The organism is Streptomyces sp. NPDC102462, assembly GCF_044765425.1.
GTDB lineage: Bacteria > Actinomycetota > Actinomycetes > Streptomycetales > Streptomycetaceae > Streptomyces.
Genome location: NZ_JBIWKB010000048.1, coordinates 1 through 15514 on the forward strand (window position 1 = coordinate 1; position 15514 = coordinate 15514).

Consider the following 15514-nt stretch of genomic DNA (forward strand, 5'->3'; position numbering starts at 1 on the left):
AAGCGAGCCGAGCACCGCGATGCGCCACCACCAACCACGGCAGTCCTCACGATCTCCAGACCGAACACCACCTAAGTCACCGGCATTGGGCCTAGGCGGGCTCGCTGCCCGTCCGAGCCGGAGCGGGTCGTGCGAGGCCCGCGAGGAGGACGTCGACCATGTGGCGGGCGCGGTAGTCGGGGAACGTCCCCGCTCCGATGCACAGGTTGCCGACGGCGATCATCAGGTCCAGGGGGCGTACGTCCGCACGCGTCTGGCCGGCGTCCGCGGACGCCCGCAGCAGCTGATCGAGCACCGGGACCAAGCGGTGGACGAACTCGGCGTGCAGGCTTTCGTAGCCTGCCTGGTCGGATTGCAGGGCCTCGGCCAGGCCGTGCTTGGTGACCAGGAAGTCGGTGAACCGGGCCACCCATGCCCGAAGGGCCTCGTAGGGGGTTTCGGGAGTCCGGCCGGGAGCGGTGGGCTGTGGCGCGGCGAGCGCGTCGAGTTGGTGGCGGAAGACCGCGACGACCAGGTCGGAGCGGGTGGGGAAGTGGCGATAGAGGGTCCCCATGCCGACGCCGGCCTCCGCGGCGATGTCCCGCACCGGCGCGTCGATCCCGGCGCGCACGAACACGGCCGCGGCGGCGTCGAGAAGGGTCTGTGCGTTGCGGCGCGCGTCCGAGCGCTTGCGCCGGCCGACCACGGCCTGCGGCGACTCAGCCGATGACACTGCGGGAACCTCCAGCCTCGTCGAGCGGAGCGATGCTCTGCAGATTGATGTGGAGTGTTGCTCCGGTTGCATCATGCCAGACCGTGGCGCGTCCTGGCCGTCACCCGTGTCTGCTGGGCAAGGACCTTTGCCCCTGTGGGCACCCCCGCTTGCAAAGCGGAGCGATGCTCCATATGGTGTAGCGGAGCGGCGCTCCACATAACTGGTGGTGCCAGACGCCGCGCAGCCTGGGCTCACTGGGCCGTTTGAGAAAGGCATTCACCTCATGAGCGACACCACGTACGCCGACGGCGGCAACGACTTCACCGCCCCGGTCATCTCTGTCAGCCCCATCGCCCTGGCCGCCCCGGACCGCGGCCAGGACCTGCGGGTACGGGTCACAGCGCCGGCGACCGGCCACCACCTGCCCGTCATCGTCTTCTCGCACGGCATGACCTTGACCATGGACGATTACGCACCGCTGGCCGGCTTCTGGGCCGCCCACGGGTTTGTCGTCATCCAGCCCACCCATCTCGACTCGCTGGGACTGCTCCCCGACGACCCGCGCAACCCGCTCATCTGGCGTATCCGCACCAGCGATCTGACCGGGATCCTGGACCAGCTCGACACCGTCGAAGCCGGCGTACCGGGGCTGGCCGGCCGCATCGACCGTGACCGTATTGCGGTCGCCGGACATTCCTGGGGCGCACAGACCGCCAGCACCCTCGTGGGCGCACGGGTCGTCGACGCCGACGGCATTCCCGGTGAGAGCATGAGCGACTCGCGTGTGAAGGCGGCGGTACTGCTGTGCCTGCCCGGTACCGGCGGCGCCGACCTGAGCCCGCTCGCGGTCCAGTACTTCCCGTTCATGAGCCCTGATTTCGCCGAGTTGAAGACGCCCAGCCTCATGGTCGCCGGTGACCATGACCAGTCCCCGCTGACGGTGCGCGGTCCGGACTGGTTCACCGACGGCTACCGCCTCGGCCCGGGCGTCACCGATCTGCTGACCCTGTTCGGCGCGGAACACGGACTCGGCGGTATCCATGGCTCCCACGACACACGCACCACCGACGAAAACCCCGAGCGTGTCGCGCTCGTCCAGAACGCCACGCTGGCGTACCTGCGTACCGCGCTGGGCCTCGACAACGACGCCTGGCCCACCGCCCGTCGGTCTCTGGCCGCGGCCGTCGACCCGCTGGGAAGCATCGACTCGAAGTGACCAAACCCCTCGCAATCGGTGCGGGCATCTCGCCCCGACGTGCCGCTGGCCCGGCGTGAGTACGCAACTCACGGCCTTCCCTACGACGATGCCTCCTGCTGACCCAGCAGCCCCCAGGACCGCTCGTTCCACGACGTCGCCCACCGGGGCGGCGTAGACAGCCAAGGGAAAAATCATGATCGTTGTCACCGGTGCGACCGGCGCGCTGAACGGCACCACCGTCGAGCACCTTCTCAAGCGCGTGCCCGCCGAGCAGATCGGCGTCAGTGTCCGCGATGCCGGCAAGGCGCGGCACTTCGCCGACCGCGGCGTGCGGGTACGCCAGGGTTCCTACGAGGACCCGGCCGCGTTGCGGCACTCCTTCGAGGGAGCCGAGCAGGTCCTGCTCGTCTCCTCCAGCGATCCGCATGCCGGTGCCGTCGCCCTGCATCGCGTCGGCATCGAGGCCGCCGTCGCAGCAGGAGCCCGGCGCATCCTCTAAGGTCGCCTCCGGCACCCCGGAGGGCATGGCGCGGATGACGCTGACCACCTTCCAGGCCGCCCGGGAAGGCCGCTTCGCCGGAGTCGATCCGCTGCTCGCCGAGCTGCTGGGCCGGGAACCCCGCAGCGTCGCCGACCAACTCGCGGACACGAAGGCCGCCTGAAAGAGGGGCCAGCGGCGTGCTCAACAGGGGGCGTGCCGGGCTGCGTGGTCGGTGTGCGGGGCCGCCCCGGCGGAGGCTGCCGCGGGTGCGTTCGGCGGCGTCGGTGACGAGGCCGGCGCGCATGTGGTCCGCGATCGCCCACCCGGCCGGGCGGCGTGAGGCGAGGGGCGCTGCTCGTTCAGCGGCGGCTTGTGGCCTGCTTGCTGGACCATGCGGTGGCGTCAGCTCCGTATCGAGCCAAGAGATGTGCGAACTGGATCCGCTCCTCCGGCGACCAGGCGGCGGTGATCTCCAGGAACGCCTTGCGCTGTTCAGCGGCGAAGCGGTTGCGTTCGGCCTCGCCGTGCTCGGTGAGTTCGAGCACGGTGCGGCGTCCGTCGGACTGGGACGCCGTCCGGCGCAGCAGCCCGTCCTCAATGCAGGCGGCGACGGTCCGGCTGGCCACCGGCTGGGCGACGCCCATCTCGGCAGCGAGCCCACCGACGGTCGTCTCGCCCGGCGCATCGGCGATCACATTGAGTACCAGGTTGCGGGAGAGGTCCTTGCTCGACGCAGGTGCGCGTCGTCGCAGACGTGACAGCGCCGGGCCGATCTGGTCCAACACCGGGTCGTCGGAGGGCTGCTCGGAGAAGGACGCGCTGCTCATGTACCGAGTCTAGGCCAGGGCCGCCCATTTGCATATCGCCGGACAAGTACATAGCATCTGGTATGTAAATCTTGAACGAGCGAGGAAACGAGGCGGACCGCTATGGCGCTCACCGCGATCACCAACGCGCAGATCTTCGACGGAGAGAAGACGGTAGGCGTCCGGACCGTGGTCATCGACGGCGGGAGGATCGCTCGTGTCGGTGGCGACGCTCCCCAAGGCAGTGAGATCGTCGACGGCAGCGGCGCCACACTGCTGCCGGGACTCATCGACGCCCATGTCCACTCCGCTCCGGGTTCCCTGGCGCTCGCCCTGCGGTTCGGGGTGACGACCGAACTGGAGATGCAGGGGATGAACACACGGGAGAACCGGGGGCTCATCACCGACGACGACACCGTGGCCGACGTGCGCTCTTCCGGCTTCGCCATCACACCGCCCGGTGGTCACCCGAGCGAACTGATGCCCGAAGGCTTCCGGCCGAAGTGGGATCTGCCCCCGGTGATGCCCCTGATGCCGTTCTCCACCACTCCCGAGGAAGCGGCCGCCTTCGTGCCCCAACTCCTCGCGCGGGGATCCGACTTCATCAAATTCATGATCGACGACGGCAGCGTGGAGGGACACCCCGGGCTGCCCTCGCTCGACCAGGCCACCGTGAACGCCGGCGTCGCCGAAGCCAAGAAGTACGGCGCCCTCACTGTGGCCCACGCGCTGACCGTGGAGGCCACCAGGATGGCAGCCGAAGCCGGCATCGACGGCGTCACCCATGTGTTCATGGACCAGCCGCACACCGCCGAGATCATCGGCCTCATCAAAGAAGCGGGCATGTTCGTCATTCCCTGCATCACTCTCAATGCCTCGATGATGGGGAAGACCGGCAGCGCACTCGCCGACGACCCCCGGGTCGCCGCACGCCTCGACAGCAAGTGGGACCAGACCCTGCGCTCCAGCTACAACCGCTACCCACAGGGCAGGCTCCAAGACGTGTACGACACCGTGCGTGCTCTGGACGCCGCCGGCGTCGACGTGCTGGCCGGCACCGACGTCTCCATGCCCGAGACGTTCTTCGGGGGACTGGCGCACGGAGCGAGCCTGCACCACGAACTGCACTACCTGGTGGCGGCCGGCCTCACACCGGAACGGGCCCTGCGCGCGGCCACCGCGACCACAGCCCGCCGCTTCCGCCTCAGCGACCGGGGCCGTATCGCCGAGGGCCTTCGCGCCGACCTTCTGCTGGTCGACGGCGACCCGACCAGCAACATCAGCGACACCCTCAACACCCGTGCCATCTGGCGCCGCGGCACCCGTCTGGCGGGATGACGGCAGGCCGACCAGGAGCACCGCCATGCGGCCGACGTTCCGGTTGTCCTCGCCGGCGTCGTCGGCATTGCCCGGGACGATCTCGCCGATCTCGCCCGGGTCCAGCCGCGGCACCTTGGCCGAGGTCGCGCGGCCAGGCCCTGACCCCGGACGCCGTGGCAGGTCCCTCACTTGTCGTTCTGTATCCGGACCAGGTGCACGGCCGCACTGGCCCAGTCTCCGGTCGGCAGATCGAGGTGCAGTCCGTACTCGGTGAGCACGGTGGAGTGGTGGACGGTGCCGCTCTCGGCGTTCCGGTAACGCGCGCCCGGTGGCAGGCCGCACAGGCGGACGGGCAGGAGCGGGCTGCCGTAACGGGGACTGTGCCGATAGGTGAGAATCAGCAACTCGTCGGCGTCCTCGGCGAGATACTGCACAATGGTGGGGCATTCGCCGAGCGGCGCGGCCAGCCGGTACTGACGTCCGTGCTGCATGAGGTGGCGTACCGCCTTGTAGGAGGCCACCAGCGCGGCACCTTCCGCAAGTTCCTCCTGCGACCACTGGGTCAGGTCGCCTAATGGTGATGCGGATGTTCGTCGGCTCGGAACTGGCGGAAAAGGCCGAGGCCGACCAGATCGCCCTGAACGGCGGCGCCACCGTGTTCCACGCCCCGGATGTCACGGACGGTCCCCTCAGCCCCACTCGCCACGTCGTGCCGCTCGCACAGCTGCGGCGCCCGCTGCTGCCTCCCAGGATTTCCCGGGCCACCCTCGCCGCTCTGCTGCTGGACGAGGCGGAGGCGGGCAAGCACGGCACCGGAATCGTCGTATCCCTCAGCTGATCGCAGACTGACGCGAGGGCCCCGTGCCGCCGGGGCACCGGCGTGACCGCACCGCATGAGTGGCTTCTTCGAAAGGTCGACATGAGTAACCACTGGCAAGATCGGACTGGTGACGGGTGCCGGCAGCGGAATCGGCCGCGCGACGGCGATCGAGCTGGCCGGGCAAGGCGCCACCGTCATCGTCACCGACATCGACGAGACGACAGCGACCGAGACCACCGAGATGATCAAGGAGAGCGGCGGGGAAGCACTGGTCGTCGCCCTCGACATCGGCGACGAAAGCTCCGTGCGGATGGCTGTCGAGCGCACAGTCGCTGCCTATGGCGGACTCGACTTCGCCGTGAACAACGCCGGCCTGGCCTCACACCACCGGCAGCTCGACCAGATGGGCCTGGCCGAGTTCGAGCGCGTTGTCCACGTCAACCTGGCCGGAACCTTCCTGTGCATGAAGTACGAGCTGCCCGCTCTGCAGAGTCGCGGCGGCGGCGCGATCGTCACCATCGCCTCCAACGGCGGCCTGTACGCGATCCCGCACGCCCCCGCCTACGTGGCCGCCAAACACGGGATCGTCGGGCTCACCAAGGTCGCTGCCGTCGACTACGCGCCGGACGGCATCCGGGTCAACGCCGTGTGCCCCGGCCCGACCCGCACACCCGGGTTCGAGCGGGTGGCGGCAGGCACCGACATGGTCGCGATGCAGGAGGCGATCACCCGGCTCGGCCGGATGGCCACACCACAGGAGGCCGCGGCGACCGCGGTGTGGCTCTGCTCGGACGCGACGTCCTACGTCACCGGAATCGCGCTGTCGGTCGACGGCGGCCGACGGGCATGAGAGCCACCGCGGTTGTGGACGACGGGCTTTCTTGGCGGGCCGATTTAGTCATGACGGTCACGAGGCTCTGTACGCGGCGTTGGACCGCGGCTGGGGGAGCCGGCACCGCCCCGGAAACGTGCCGCACCGCCTGGGTTCAGGCCACGGCCACCCTGAAGAACTGACCTCTGCTCCGCCAGCCGGAGTGCAGCACACACCCCGTCACCACCCTCGTCCCAGCCATCCATCTCTTGCTCGTGCCTGAAAGTAGATGAGGGAGCGCTCGGTACGTACAGCGCTGTCCCCGGGCTTGGCGGGAGCGGGGCGGTGATGGACCCAGGGTCAGGCCGGCTGGCGCACTCACTGCCAGAAACACTCATCGATCACGATCTGAGGATCGGTGTGCCTGCGGGTGAAGTGGTATCGGAGCCACCCCCGGCCGTGACCGAAGTAGATGATGTGCTCGCCACCGGGGCGGGTGGACTGGACGGGTTCGACACTCATTCCGCCTGGCAGGCCGCGGTCGCTGTCGATGCCCCGGAAGTACGGGTCGGCGGCGGTGACGAGTTCTGCGCGGGCTTCGTCGACCAAGACACGTGCCTCTTCGGGGAGGGCGTTTCGGTTGTCCTCCGCGTCCTTGGTCCAGTCGGCCTGCCAGGGCGGCCCCATGAAACCGTCGCTCACTGGCCGGGCTCTGCCTTCGCTGCCGTGCGCCGAATGCGTCCGGCTTCTTCAATGAGTGACTTGGCGCGGGCGTAGTCAGGTTCTCGGCTGGCCTCGTCCTCCAGGCCGTGCACCTTCGCTTCCAGTTGGGGGTCGCGGGCGAGGGCGAACTCGCCCCACCAGCGGGCCATGAAGGCGGGGACCGGCGCGAGGTCGTAAGCGTCGGCGATGTCACGGCGCCAGTGTCGATCGAAGTCGACGAGGAGTTGCGGCGCATGCTGGGCGATGGCGGCGCGGAGCGCTTTTGGTGTCCTGTCGGGCATGGGGGGCACGGCTCCAGAGCCGAAGGTGGCGGTAGTCATGAACGGCAGTTCCCCTACGCGGCGGTCGGTCAGGCGGCGGTTGGCTTCGTCCGGCCTGGGGCAGTGCCGTCAGGCTCTTCGGTAGATGGCTTCTTGTTGTCCTCGGCGGCGCTTTGTGTGAACCGCTGTCCGGCACGGGCGAGGCTGTTGTCACGCAGGGTGTAGATCATGCTGGAGTCCTTGTAGCCCAGCATGCGGGCAAGCCTGGCGACCCGTCCGTACGGGAGCTTTTCGCCGACGGGTGCGGTGACGGCGGCACGAACGTCGTCTTCCAGTTGTTCACGGAGCTTGGCGAGCTGCTTTTCCGCGCGGGTGATCTCGGCGCGGGTATTGCGGACCCTCTGCACGTCGGGGTCCTGGTCGTCCTCGTGCTGCTTCGCCGACATGCCTGTCAGCATGGCACCGCAGACCACGGTTTGCAACACTGTAGATAATGATACTGTGGTCTCACAGTCCACAGTATCTCTCAGTGTTCTGAGTCGCAGTTGGTGGAGACGGAGCCGCGGCCGGCGTGGCGAGCTCGGCGTTGGGCCGGCCGGTGGTGTGGGTGGCGAAGCACCTGATCCGCATACCGTCGGCGTCCGTGATTCTCAACTGGGCGCCGGGGTGCGGTCGTTCCTTCCCGGACGATCAGCCGTATGCGCCTTCGGCCGGCCGTCGAGCAAGCGCCCCCGGAGTGGGCGGAACCAGTACGGTGTCGTCACTGACAGTCCGGACGCGGTTTCAATAAGTGAGCACCCCTTGCCGGGAGTATCGCTTGTCGGGGTGGTTCCGGCGGGCGGTCAGGGGGCGTACTGTTTGAGAGGGTATGTTGCACCCTTGTGTGATGTGACCGCTGCTAGCGCGAGGAGGTGAACGGGATGAGTTCCTGCAGCAGTAGTCCCAGCTCCCATTCCGTTGCACCTGAGGCGCCCGGCGGCCATCGTGCCGCCGTCTGACGGCTGTCTCGACCCGGGCAGTGATCATGTTCGCCGCCGGCCCGCCTGCGGGTGCCGATCAGGTGGAGGTGCGTCATGACGATCACCATCGCACTGCCCCGCTTCCCTGTTCCCGCCGTGACCGCGCGTGGTCTGCGGCAGTTGCTGCCGGTCGCCGAACCCGCGATCCTCGCCGTGGCCGACGCATGCGGCATCGGGATGCCGGTGAGCCTGCTGTGGCTGAGCGTCAAGCTGGCCCGTTCGTCTGCACGGAGCTGACCGACTTCCTGGAGGCAGACGGTGAACGATCTGCGAGAAGAAGCCCGCCAGGCGGTGCGCCAGGCGGGACAACGGCTGACCGAGGACGCGGCCGCCTTGATGGCCGCGTCCGCGGAGGCAGCCGAGATCGGATTGGAGACGCGTGCGGAAGAGCTACGGCGCGCCGTTCTCGTCGCCTGGAGCGTCGGCGTGGCGCCCGAGGACATCGCCCGTGATGCCGGTGTGGAGATCGGTGTGATCCATGACTGGGCGCCGAGCACATGCGCCCAGGCCACGCCCGGAGGGCGAAGTCCGGAACCGCCGCCGTCCGCCATCGCGTCGAACTGAGATCAGCCGAGACCCCGATGGGCGGCCCACAGCGCCCCCGCACGGCTGGCCGCGTCGGCGACCAGGGCCGCCAGTTCGGGTCTGTCGGGGACAGGGAACGAGACATACGCGCCCCGACCACCACCGACTGGCCGGCCATAGGCTTTCACGGCGAGGTGACCGTCCCGGAGAAGCCGGACGTTGAGTGTGGTCAGTGTGAACGCTTCACCGCGTCGAGTGTCCGTCCAGCGGAGCGCCTGCGGGATCGTGACATTGATCGCCAGAGCACTCACTTCCAACTCGCTGCTCATGGACGGATGATCTCACGCGAGTCGCCACAGTCGGCGGCCGCCTTGAACGTCCCTGACTCCATGAGCACCGGAAGCTGGACCCCGTTCCCGTATTTCTGACGGGCGTGGGCCGGAAGGGAGACCCGGAACAAGGGGACGGTCAGCTCGGCATCGCACCTCGCACAGACGAAAACGAACAAGGGCCCCCTCCGCATGGAAAACAACTACATGGTTGCAGCTCGGCGGCAGCCGGCCGACGTGTTTTCTCGTCCGCCATGGGAAAGGCGCTGCCACGGCGTGGAGCATCAACGCAGCTCGGACGAAGGCCGACCGCCGTCTCTGGCGGCGGCAAGCGGCTCCTGCGTCACAGTGAGTGGCCGTCGCTCCCTCCGGGACAACCGTCGATGTCACGGAAGGTGAGCCAGAACCTGAGTGCAGGCAGCACGACGAGTACTGACCGACGCCCGGTGTGGCGTGCCGCAGGGGAGTTCGGCGTTCCCCCGGGCACAGGCGAGGTCAGATACCGAACGCAGCCGCGTAGCGGACGGTGCCGCTGGGGAGCGGATGGCTGGCGCCGAGGCTGAGTGCCATCAGGGCGTCGTCCGGGACGTCGATGGTCACCCCGATGCCGTGTACCGAGGCACGGACGAACCCGAACCGAGGATAGTACGACGGGTGTCCGAGGACGACCACATAGTGCTCGCCCAGCGACCTTGCTGCGGCCAGGGCCGCGCGGACGGCCGCGGAGCCCGCACCGGTCCGCTGCCGTTCCGGGTGGACGGCACACGGCGCCAGGCACAGGGCCGGTGTGGTGTCGATGTGGCAGCGGGTCAGCAGGGCGTAGCCCACCGGGCGCCCGGCCTCGTCCGCTGCGACGACGGAAAGGCCCTCGATCCAGGCGGTCGGGTCGGCGCGCAGAGCGTCGACGAGGTCGGCCTCCAGGGCGGTGGGGAAAGCGGCGAGGATGATGTCGCGGATGGCAGGGATGTCGGCGCCGGTTTCGGCGCGCGTGATCCAGGTGTCGCCCATGACGATGGAAGATCCTTTTCAGGAGGGGTCCGTGTGGTTCCCCGCGAGCTCACGCTCTCAACGAGGGCAGGGTATGAGGGTCAGGCCACAGCCCGGGACGCCGCGAGGGAGACCCGGGCGCTGCGCATGGTGGCCCTGAGCGCGGTCATCAACCTCACCTCCCCGGTCCTCAATTCCTGATCGCACACGAACACAGCAACCATACAGCGTTCCGAGCTTCCGCCACCGTTGTCCCAAGGGACGCCGAACCGTTGATCCGGCGGTACCCGTGGTACCGCTACCGCTGACCGTACGTGCCCAGGTGGTGGGAGTGCAGCGAGAGTAATCACCGGGTTCGATCTGCCTGCTGACGGCGCCGTCCTTGCTAAGGGCGTTGAAACCCTTCGCGGAGTCCCCGAGGACATACGCACGCGCGCCGCTGCCGGGCTTGCCGGCGCCGATGATGAGGAGGATGCCCGGCCCGTGCGTGACGACCGCATCGTGAGCGCGTTCATGCGGCTCGACCGTACGGTGGGCGCGGTCTGTGTGCTCACCTGCTCGGGGGCCTGACGGTTGCCGTGGGGTCGAGGGCGGTGCGGTCGAACGGGCCGCCGTGGGAGGCGGCGTACGCGATGGCGTCGTTGACGGCATCGAGACCGAACGTACGGACCTGTTCGGGTGCGAGGTCCAGCGTGCCGGAGGCGAGGAGCCGGATGACGCCGGCGTTCGCCGTGCGCGGGTACATCCACTGGCCGCGCACGGTGATGGAGTTGCGCATGATCCACGGGTACGGGAGTGCGAGGTCGTCGCCACCGAGCATGCCGATGCCGCCCATGAGGACGACACGTCCGTACTCGCGCACGGCCATGGCCGCCACACGCACCGCGGAGCTGGGTGCGCTCGGCGGGAGCAGATCGATCACCATGTCGATCGGGCCGCCGCCGGCCGCGGACATCGCCGCTCGGTCGACGGCCTCGTCCCCGGTCAACTGCACCGGGCGTACACGCGGACCGAACCGGTCGGCGAGAAGGTCGAGCGCTGCCCGATTGCGACCCGGCGCGACCACGCGGCCCGCCCCCATCGCGAGCGCGACGGCGACCGCACTGCTGCCGAGGTTGCCGGTGGCCCCGCTGACGAGCAGCGTCTCACCAGCCGCGAGCCCGCCTGCCAGCAGCCCGCCGTAAGAGATGGTGTGCACAGTGAGCGCGGCCCAGCGGGCCGGGTCGTCCCCCGCGGCGGCGGGCAGCGGGAAGACGTTCTCCGTCGGGACCCGCATGAGTTCGGCGAACGCCCCGTCGTGCAGGTGCCGGGCCAGCCGCGCGCCGCCCTCGCCACGGGAGCTCCAGCCCTGAAGCGTGATGTCGGGCGTCAGGGCGTCGTCCCGCGAGCGCACCGTGGAGTCGCACCACACCAGGTCCCCGGGGCGCAGCCGGGTGGCGTCCGGACCCACATGGACGATCCGTCCCACGCCGCCGACCCCGGGCACGACGGGAGGGACCAGCGGGTACTTCCGTTCGCCGCTGAACACCTCGGCCGCGTACGGGGGAACGCAGGCAGCCAGCACCTCGACCACCACCTCACCGCCGCCGGCCTCGGGGTCGGGCATCTCCCGCACCGTGAGCGGGGCGCCGAACCGCGTCAGTACTGCTGCTCGCATGCGATGACCTCCATGTTCGTCCAGGTCCTTCGGCATCGACACTAGGAGTCCGACGATCATGCGGGAAGCGACGATCCCGCATCCGTGGTATGCGTATGACGCATGGACATCTCCAGTACGGGTCTGCGGGTCCTGCAGCAGATCGCGGAATCCGGCAGCTTCACCGCGGCAGCCGCCAGGCTCGGCTACACGCAGTCGGCGGTCTCACGACAGGCCGCCTCCCTCGAACGGAGCGCGGGCACCACCCTGTTCGACCGCCGACCCGACGGGGTCCGGCTCACCCCCGCGGGTCTGACCCTGCTGCGCCACGCCCGCACCATCCTGGACTGCCTCGCGGCGGCCGAGTCCGACCTCACCGGCACCGTCCCACGGACCGAACCGGTGCGGCTGGGACTGTTCCTGAGCGCCGGCGCCGTCATCCTGCCCGCCGCGCTCACCCGCCTCACGGCCACCGATCCGCAGATCACGGTCACGACGACCGAGGGCACCACGCCCGCCCTGATCCGGGCGCTGCGGGCGGGCTCGATCGACCTCGCGGTGCTGTCGTCCCGCCCGCCCCACCGGCCCCTGGACAGCGAGTCGCCGCGCCTGCATGTCGAGACCGCTCTGGACACCGAACTGGTCCTGGCGACGCCTTCGACCGGGAAGTTCGCCGGCCGCACCACGGTGCATGTCGACGAACTGGTCGACGCCGCGTGGATCGCCACCCCGTCGTCGAACTCCGAGCCACTGCTCGGCGTCTGGCCCGGCCTGCCCGGACGGCCGCGCATCGTCCACCGCGCACGCGACTGGCTGACGAAACTCCACCTGGTCGCCGGCGGCTTCGGGGTGACGACGGTGCCGTCCCGGCTCTCGCCGGTGCTACCGCCCGGAGTGAGCCTGCTACACGTCGAAGGCGCGCCCCCTGAGATCCGCCGTGTTCTCGTGGCGCGCCTCCCCGGCCGCCCCACCCCGGCGATCACCGCCGTCACCCGAGCGATCACTTCGACCGTCTGACACATGCCGCCGGAGCGATCGGTACGGCCGTGCCCGATAGGGGCGCCGGAACCAGCGGCGCACTTCGCCGCGCCCGCTCGGCGCCGTAACCCGAAAAAACAGTGGCCGCGCGGGCTCGGGGCCACATACGTTCACCTCCATGGTTGACGCAGCTTTCGGACATCCGCGCCTCGCCGCCATCTACGACCCACTCGATCCGGACCGCAGCGATCTCGACGCGTATCTCGCGATGGCGGAGGAGTTCGAGGCCCGGTCCGTGCTGGACATCGGGTGCGGTACGGGCGTGTTCGCGCTGCTGCTCGCCGGGCGCGGGATCACGGTCACCGGGATCGATCCGGCGCGGGCGTCCGTCGACGTCGCGCGTGGCAAGCCGGGCGCGGAGCGGGTGCGCTGGCTCGACGGCGACGCCGGGGACCTGCCGCCCCTGCAGATCGACCTGGTGACGATGACCGGGAACGTCGCCCAGGCGATCGCCGATCCGCAGGCGTGGCGTACGACGCTGCGCGGCGCGTACGAGGCGTTGCGACCTGGCGGGCGGCTTGTCTTCGAGACACGCGATCCGGCGCGCCGCGTCTGGGAGGAGTGGGCGGAGTGGTCACGCGAGACCACGTACCGCATGACGGACATCCCGGGAGTCGGCCACGTCGAGACCTGGGCCGAGCTGACGGACGTGAGCCTGCCGCTGGTGAGCTTCCGGGGTACGCACGTGTTCGCAGCGGACGGGGAGGTACTGACCTCGGAATCGACACTTCGCTTCCGTGAACGTACGGAGATCGAGCGGGACTTGCACGAGCACGGCTTCGTCGTCGAGGACGTACGCGACGCACCCGACCGGCCGGGCAGGGAGTTCGTGTTCGTGGCGCGGCGCGGTACCGCGGAGCCCGTACCTCCCGGAATGCCCTAGGGAGCGTGCGCACCACACGGCGCCGGGCAGACGGGGCATCGAAGGCCCTCCCCAAGCCCCCTGCCCCAGCGCTTACTTGAGTCCTCCTGCGGTCAGGCCGGCGACGATGCGCCGCTGGAAGAGCAGGACGGCGATGACGAGAGGGACGGTGACGACGACCCCGGCCGCCATTTGTGTTCCGTAGGGCTGGTCGAAGCCGTAGGCGCCGGTGAAGCGGGAGATGGCGACAGTGGCTGTTTGCATGTCCTTCTTGTTGACCATGGAAAGCGCGATGATGAAGTCGTTCCAGGCGGCGATGAAGGTGATGATCGCGGTGGTGTACACGCCGGGTGCGGCGAGCGGGAGGATGACCTTACGGAAGGCTTGACCCCTGGTGCATCCGTCGATCATCGCCGCTTGTTCCAGTTCGGTGGGGAGTTGGCGGAAGAACGACGCCAAGTACCAGACGGCCAGGGGAAGGGCGAACGACAGGCTCGGCACGATCATGGCCTGGTAGGTGTTGATCCATGCGATGTCGGTGAAGAGCTTCAGCAACGGCACGACGATGGAGATCGGTGGGAACATGGATGTCGCGATGATGACGGCCGCGACCAGGTTCTTGAAGCGGAACTCCAGCCGTGCCAGGGCATAGGCCGCAAGGGTACCGATCACCAGGGTGATGACTGTGGTGATGCCCGCCACGATGAGGCTGTTGAGCAGGGCGCGTCCGAACCCGACACCGGGCTTGAAGACCGCGCGGAAGTTCGCGGTGGACCATGGCCTGGGCAGGGCGGAGAGCTGGAACTGGTCCGAGGGCCGGCGGAACGCGGAGACCGCCATCCAGTAGAACGGCGCCAGGCAGTAGACAACGATGACGGCCATGCCGAAGGAGCGGACGACGGCCGCGACACTCGAACGCGTGGCACGCACTCTCCTTCTGGGCCGGCCCGTCGCAAGGGTGGTCATGCGGGAGTTCCCCTTCCTGCGAGCGAGCGCGTTGCCGGCCGGGGCCGACGCGCCGGATTCTTGGTGCGCGCTTCGGCGATGAGATCGGTGCCGAGGATCTTGACGAACGCGTACGCGACGATGACGACGTACAGGAACAGCAGTGTGGCGTAGGCGGCGGCAGGTCCGTAATGCAGGTTGTTGGCTTCGTTGAAGGCGAGCACGGACAGCGTCTGCACCGAGTATTTCTGGTTCCCCACCAGCAGGTAGGGCAGGTCGAACAGGCGCAGCACGTCGAGGAGGCGGAACAGCACGGCAACAAGGAGGGCCGGCTTGACCAGCGGCAGCGTGATCTTTCGGAACTGGACCCAGGCATTCGCACCGTCCACCCGGGCCGCCTCGTGGAGTTCGGCGGGTATGAGCTGGAGGCCGGCGAGCGTGAGCAGGCCGATGAAGGGGGCCGTCTTCCAGGTGTCGGCGATGACGACGGCCCACTTGGCCGGCCAGCCGTCCGCGGACCACAGGATCTGCTGCCCCAGGAGGTTGTTGGCGATGCCGTTGGCGTCGAAGACCCATCGCCAGAGCAGGCCGGACACGGCGGTGGGAACCGCCCACGGTACGAGGATGCTGGCGCGCACGAGGGCACGGCCGCGCAGCGCATGATGCATGACCAGGGCCATGGCCAGCCCGATGACCGCTTCGAGGGCCACGGTGGTGACCGTGAAGAAGGTGGTGTTTCCCAAGGCGTTCCAGAATCGGGAGCCGCCGGCACCGGTGAACGCGTCGGTGTAGTTGCGCAACCCGACGAAGTGCTCGCCGTTGATGACGAAGCCGTTCGCGTCGAGTCCTTCTCCACGCTGATAGAGGGACACGCGCACCGCGGAGACCAGCGGGTAGCCGATGACCAGGGCCAGGACGAGAAAAGTGGGTGAGAGCAACAGGGCGGCGAGGCGGCCTTCGCCGTGACCGGCGCCGCGCGGTCTGGTTTTCGGCGCGGGCTTTGCGGGAGGTGGGGCAAGGGCGGGTGCGGTAGAGGTCATGAAGGGCTCGGCCTTCCGTG

20 protein-coding genes and 1 pseudogene are annotated in these 15514 nt (G+C 68.9%); 10 read left to right on the forward strand and 11 right to left on the reverse strand.

From position 1 onward, the window contains the following. Positions 1 to 91 precede the first annotated feature (91 nt). Positions 92 to 712: a TetR/AcrR family transcriptional regulator gene (locus ACIRFL_RS31830; protein WP_404035176.1), complete on the reverse strand. Its 621-nt coding sequence runs from the start codon at positions 710 to 712 to the stop codon at positions 92 to 94. Positions 713 to 977: 265 nt separating this feature from the next. Here ACIRFL_RS31830 and ACIRFL_RS31835 point away from each other — a divergent pair, with 265 nt between their 5' ends. The 3 genes and pseudogenes from ACIRFL_RS31835 to ACIRFL_RS31845 all read left to right on the forward strand — a co-directional run bounded on the left by ACIRFL_RS31835 (position 978) and on the right by ACIRFL_RS31845 (position 2554). Continuing rightward, positions 978 to 1910: an alpha/beta hydrolase family protein gene (locus ACIRFL_RS31835; protein WP_404035179.1), complete on the forward strand. Its 933-nt coding sequence runs from the start codon at positions 978 to 980 to the stop codon at positions 1908 to 1910. A 175-nt stretch (positions 1911 to 2085) separates the two neighbouring features. Continuing rightward, positions 2086 to 2388: pseudogene (locus ACIRFL_RS31840) on the forward strand (NAD(P)H-binding protein); the annotation flags it as partial. Positions 2389 to 2416: 28 nt separating this feature from the next. Next, on the forward strand, positions 2417 to 2554 hold the full coding sequence (locus ACIRFL_RS31845) for a hypothetical protein (protein ID WP_404035182.1): 138 nt from the start codon (positions 2417 to 2419) through the stop codon (positions 2552 to 2554). 178 nt (positions 2555 to 2732) lie between these two features. Here the strand turns inward: ACIRFL_RS31845 and ACIRFL_RS31850 are convergent, their stop codons facing one another. Further along, entirely contained in the window at positions 2733 to 3200 is a 468-nt protein-coding gene (locus ACIRFL_RS31850; RefSeq protein ID WP_404035185.1) for a MarR family winged helix-turn-helix transcriptional regulator, read from the reverse strand. Positions 3201 to 3302: 102 nt separating this feature from the next. Between ACIRFL_RS31850 and ACIRFL_RS31855 the strand changes: the two genes are divergently transcribed. Further along, positions 3303 to 4517 (forward strand): amidohydrolase family protein, encoded by a 1215-nt coding sequence (locus ACIRFL_RS31855; RefSeq protein WP_404035187.1) that lies wholly within the window; start codon positions 3303 to 3305, stop codon positions 4515 to 4517. 167 nt (positions 4518 to 4684) lie between these two features. Here ACIRFL_RS31855 and ACIRFL_RS31860 read toward each other — a convergent pair whose 3' ends face one another. Next, complete coding sequence (locus ACIRFL_RS31860; RefSeq protein ID WP_404035190.1) at positions 4685 to 5020, reverse strand: GH36 C-terminal domain-containing protein; 336 nt, start codon at positions 5018 to 5020, stop codon at positions 4685 to 4687. Between the two features lie 65 nt (positions 5021 to 5085). Between ACIRFL_RS31860 and ACIRFL_RS31865 the strand changes: the two genes are divergently transcribed. Further along, positions 5086 to 5337 carry a hypothetical protein gene (locus tag ACIRFL_RS31865; protein ID WP_404035193.1) on the forward strand — a complete coding sequence of 84 codons (252 nt, stop codon included), beginning with the start codon at positions 5086 to 5088 and terminating at the stop codon, positions 5335 to 5337. Positions 5338 to 5446: 109 nt separating this feature from the next. Continuing rightward, on the forward strand, positions 5447 to 6169 hold the full coding sequence (locus ACIRFL_RS31870) for an SDR family NAD(P)-dependent oxidoreductase (protein WP_404035196.1): 723 nt from the start codon (positions 5447 to 5449) through the stop codon (positions 6167 to 6169). 339 nt (positions 6170 to 6508) lie between these two features. Here the strand turns inward: ACIRFL_RS31870 and ACIRFL_RS31875 are convergent, their stop codons facing one another. From ACIRFL_RS31875 to ACIRFL_RS31885, 3 genes are read right to left on the reverse strand one after another with little or no spacing between them, the layout of a single operon-like run. Next, positions 6509 to 6832, reverse strand: coding sequence for a hypothetical protein (locus tag ACIRFL_RS31875; RefSeq protein WP_404035199.1), 324 nt, complete (start codon positions 6830 to 6832; stop codon positions 6509 to 6511). Continuing rightward, positions 6829 to 7173 (reverse strand): DUF6247 family protein, encoded by a 345-nt coding sequence (locus ACIRFL_RS31880; RefSeq protein WP_404035201.1) that lies wholly within the window; start codon positions 7171 to 7173, stop codon positions 6829 to 6831. The genes ACIRFL_RS31875 and ACIRFL_RS31880 overlap by 4 nt, the downstream gene beginning before the upstream one ends. 29 nt (positions 7174 to 7202) lie before the next feature. Further along, a complete protein-coding gene (locus ACIRFL_RS31885) occupies positions 7203 to 7598 on the reverse strand; it encodes a hypothetical protein (RefSeq protein ID WP_404035204.1) in 396 nt (131 codons plus the stop codon). 588 nt (positions 7599 to 8186) lie between these two features. On the opposite strand from ACIRFL_RS31885, the gene ACIRFL_RS31890 reads away from it, so the two are divergent. Together ACIRFL_RS31890 and ACIRFL_RS31895 are read left to right on the forward strand one after the other, a co-directional pair. After that, positions 8187 to 8369: a GNAT family acetyltransferase gene (locus ACIRFL_RS31890; RefSeq protein WP_404035207.1), complete on the forward strand. Its 183-nt coding sequence runs from the start codon at positions 8187 to 8189 to the stop codon at positions 8367 to 8369. Between the two features lie 21 nt (positions 8370 to 8390). Next, complete coding sequence (locus tag ACIRFL_RS31895) at positions 8391 to 8696, forward strand: hypothetical protein (RefSeq protein ID WP_404035210.1); 306 nt, start codon at positions 8391 to 8393, stop codon at positions 8694 to 8696. A 2-nt stretch (positions 8697 to 8698) separates the two neighbouring features. Here ACIRFL_RS31895 and ACIRFL_RS31900 read toward each other — a convergent pair whose 3' ends face one another. The 3 genes from ACIRFL_RS31900 to ACIRFL_RS31910 all read right to left on the reverse strand — a co-directional run bounded on the left by ACIRFL_RS31900 (position 8699) and on the right by ACIRFL_RS31910 (position 11630). After that, positions 8699 to 8986 carry a hypothetical protein gene (locus tag ACIRFL_RS31900; protein WP_404035213.1) on the reverse strand — a complete coding sequence of 96 codons (288 nt, stop codon included), beginning with the start codon at positions 8984 to 8986 and terminating at the stop codon, positions 8699 to 8701. A 495-nt stretch (positions 8987 to 9481) separates the two neighbouring features. Then, positions 9482 to 9994 carry a GNAT family N-acetyltransferase gene (locus ACIRFL_RS31905; RefSeq protein WP_404035216.1) on the reverse strand — a complete coding sequence of 171 codons (513 nt, stop codon included), beginning with the start codon at positions 9992 to 9994 and terminating at the stop codon, positions 9482 to 9484. 529 nt (positions 9995 to 10523) lie between these two features. Then, positions 10524 to 11630: an alcohol dehydrogenase catalytic domain-containing protein gene (locus ACIRFL_RS31910; protein WP_404035218.1), complete on the reverse strand. Its 1107-nt coding sequence runs from the start codon at positions 11628 to 11630 to the stop codon at positions 10524 to 10526. A 102-nt stretch (positions 11631 to 11732) separates the two neighbouring features. Between ACIRFL_RS31910 and ACIRFL_RS31915 the strand changes: the two genes are divergently transcribed. Further along, a complete protein-coding gene (locus tag ACIRFL_RS31915; RefSeq protein WP_404035221.1) occupies positions 11733 to 12626 on the forward strand; it encodes a LysR family transcriptional regulator in 894 nt (297 codons plus the stop codon). A 139-nt stretch (positions 12627 to 12765) separates the two neighbouring features. Beyond that, a complete protein-coding gene (locus ACIRFL_RS31920; protein WP_404035224.1) occupies positions 12766 to 13530 on the forward strand; it encodes a class I SAM-dependent methyltransferase in 765 nt (254 codons plus the stop codon). Between the two features lie 72 nt (positions 13531 to 13602). Here ACIRFL_RS31920 and ACIRFL_RS31925 read toward each other — a convergent pair whose 3' ends face one another. After that, positions 13603 to 14439, reverse strand: a complete 837-nt coding sequence (locus ACIRFL_RS31925; RefSeq protein WP_404035227.1) for a carbohydrate ABC transporter permease — start codon at positions 14437 to 14439, stop codon at positions 13603 to 13605. A 32-nt stretch (positions 14440 to 14471) separates the two neighbouring features. Beyond that, positions 14472 to 15392, reverse strand: coding sequence for a carbohydrate ABC transporter permease (locus tag ACIRFL_RS31930; RefSeq protein WP_404035230.1), 921 nt, complete (start codon positions 15390 to 15392; stop codon positions 14472 to 14474). Positions 15393 to 15514: the final 122 nt, after the last annotated feature.

Excerpts from the sequence above, each read along its gene's own strand:
- ACIRFL_RS31835 (WP_404035179.1), top strand. The coding sequence starts at position 978 with ATGAGCGACACCACGTACGCCGACGGCGGCAACGACTTCACCGCCCCG.
- ACIRFL_RS31845 (WP_404035182.1), top strand. The coding sequence starts at position 2,417 with ATGGCGCGGATGACGCTGACCACCTTCCAGGCCGCCCGGGAAGGCCGC.
- ACIRFL_RS31850 (WP_404035185.1), bottom strand. The coding sequence starts at position 3,200 with ATGAGCAGCGCGTCCTTCTCCGAGCAGCCCTCCGACGACCCGGTGTTG.
- ACIRFL_RS31855 (WP_404035187.1), top strand. The coding sequence starts at position 3,303 with ATGGCGCTCACCGCGATCACCAACGCGCAGATCTTCGACGGAGAGAAG.
- ACIRFL_RS31865 (WP_404035193.1), top strand. The coding sequence starts at position 5,086 with ATGTTCGTCGGCTCGGAACTGGCGGAAAAGGCCGAGGCCGACCAGATC.
- ACIRFL_RS31880 (WP_404035201.1), bottom strand. The coding sequence starts at position 7,173 with ATGACTACCGCCACCTTCGGCTCTGGAGCCGTGCCCCCCATGCCCGAC.
- ACIRFL_RS31890 (WP_404035207.1), top strand. The coding sequence starts at position 8,187 with ATGACGATCACCATCGCACTGCCCCGCTTCCCTGTTCCCGCCGTGACC.
- ACIRFL_RS31900 (WP_404035213.1), bottom strand. The coding sequence starts at position 8,986 with ATGAGCAGCGAGTTGGAAGTGAGTGCTCTGGCGATCAATGTCACGATC.
- ACIRFL_RS31905 (WP_404035216.1), bottom strand. The coding sequence starts at position 9,994 with ATGGGCGACACCTGGATCACGCGCGCCGAAACCGGCGCCGACATCCCT.
- ACIRFL_RS31910 (WP_404035218.1), bottom strand. The coding sequence starts at position 11,630 with ATGCGAGCAGCAGTACTGACGCGGTTCGGCGCCCCGCTCACGGTGCGG.
- ACIRFL_RS31915 (WP_404035221.1), top strand. The coding sequence starts at position 11,733 with ATGGACATCTCCAGTACGGGTCTGCGGGTCCTGCAGCAGATCGCGGAA.
- ACIRFL_RS31920 (WP_404035224.1), top strand. The coding sequence starts at position 12,766 with ATGGTTGACGCAGCTTTCGGACATCCGCGCCTCGCCGCCATCTACGAC.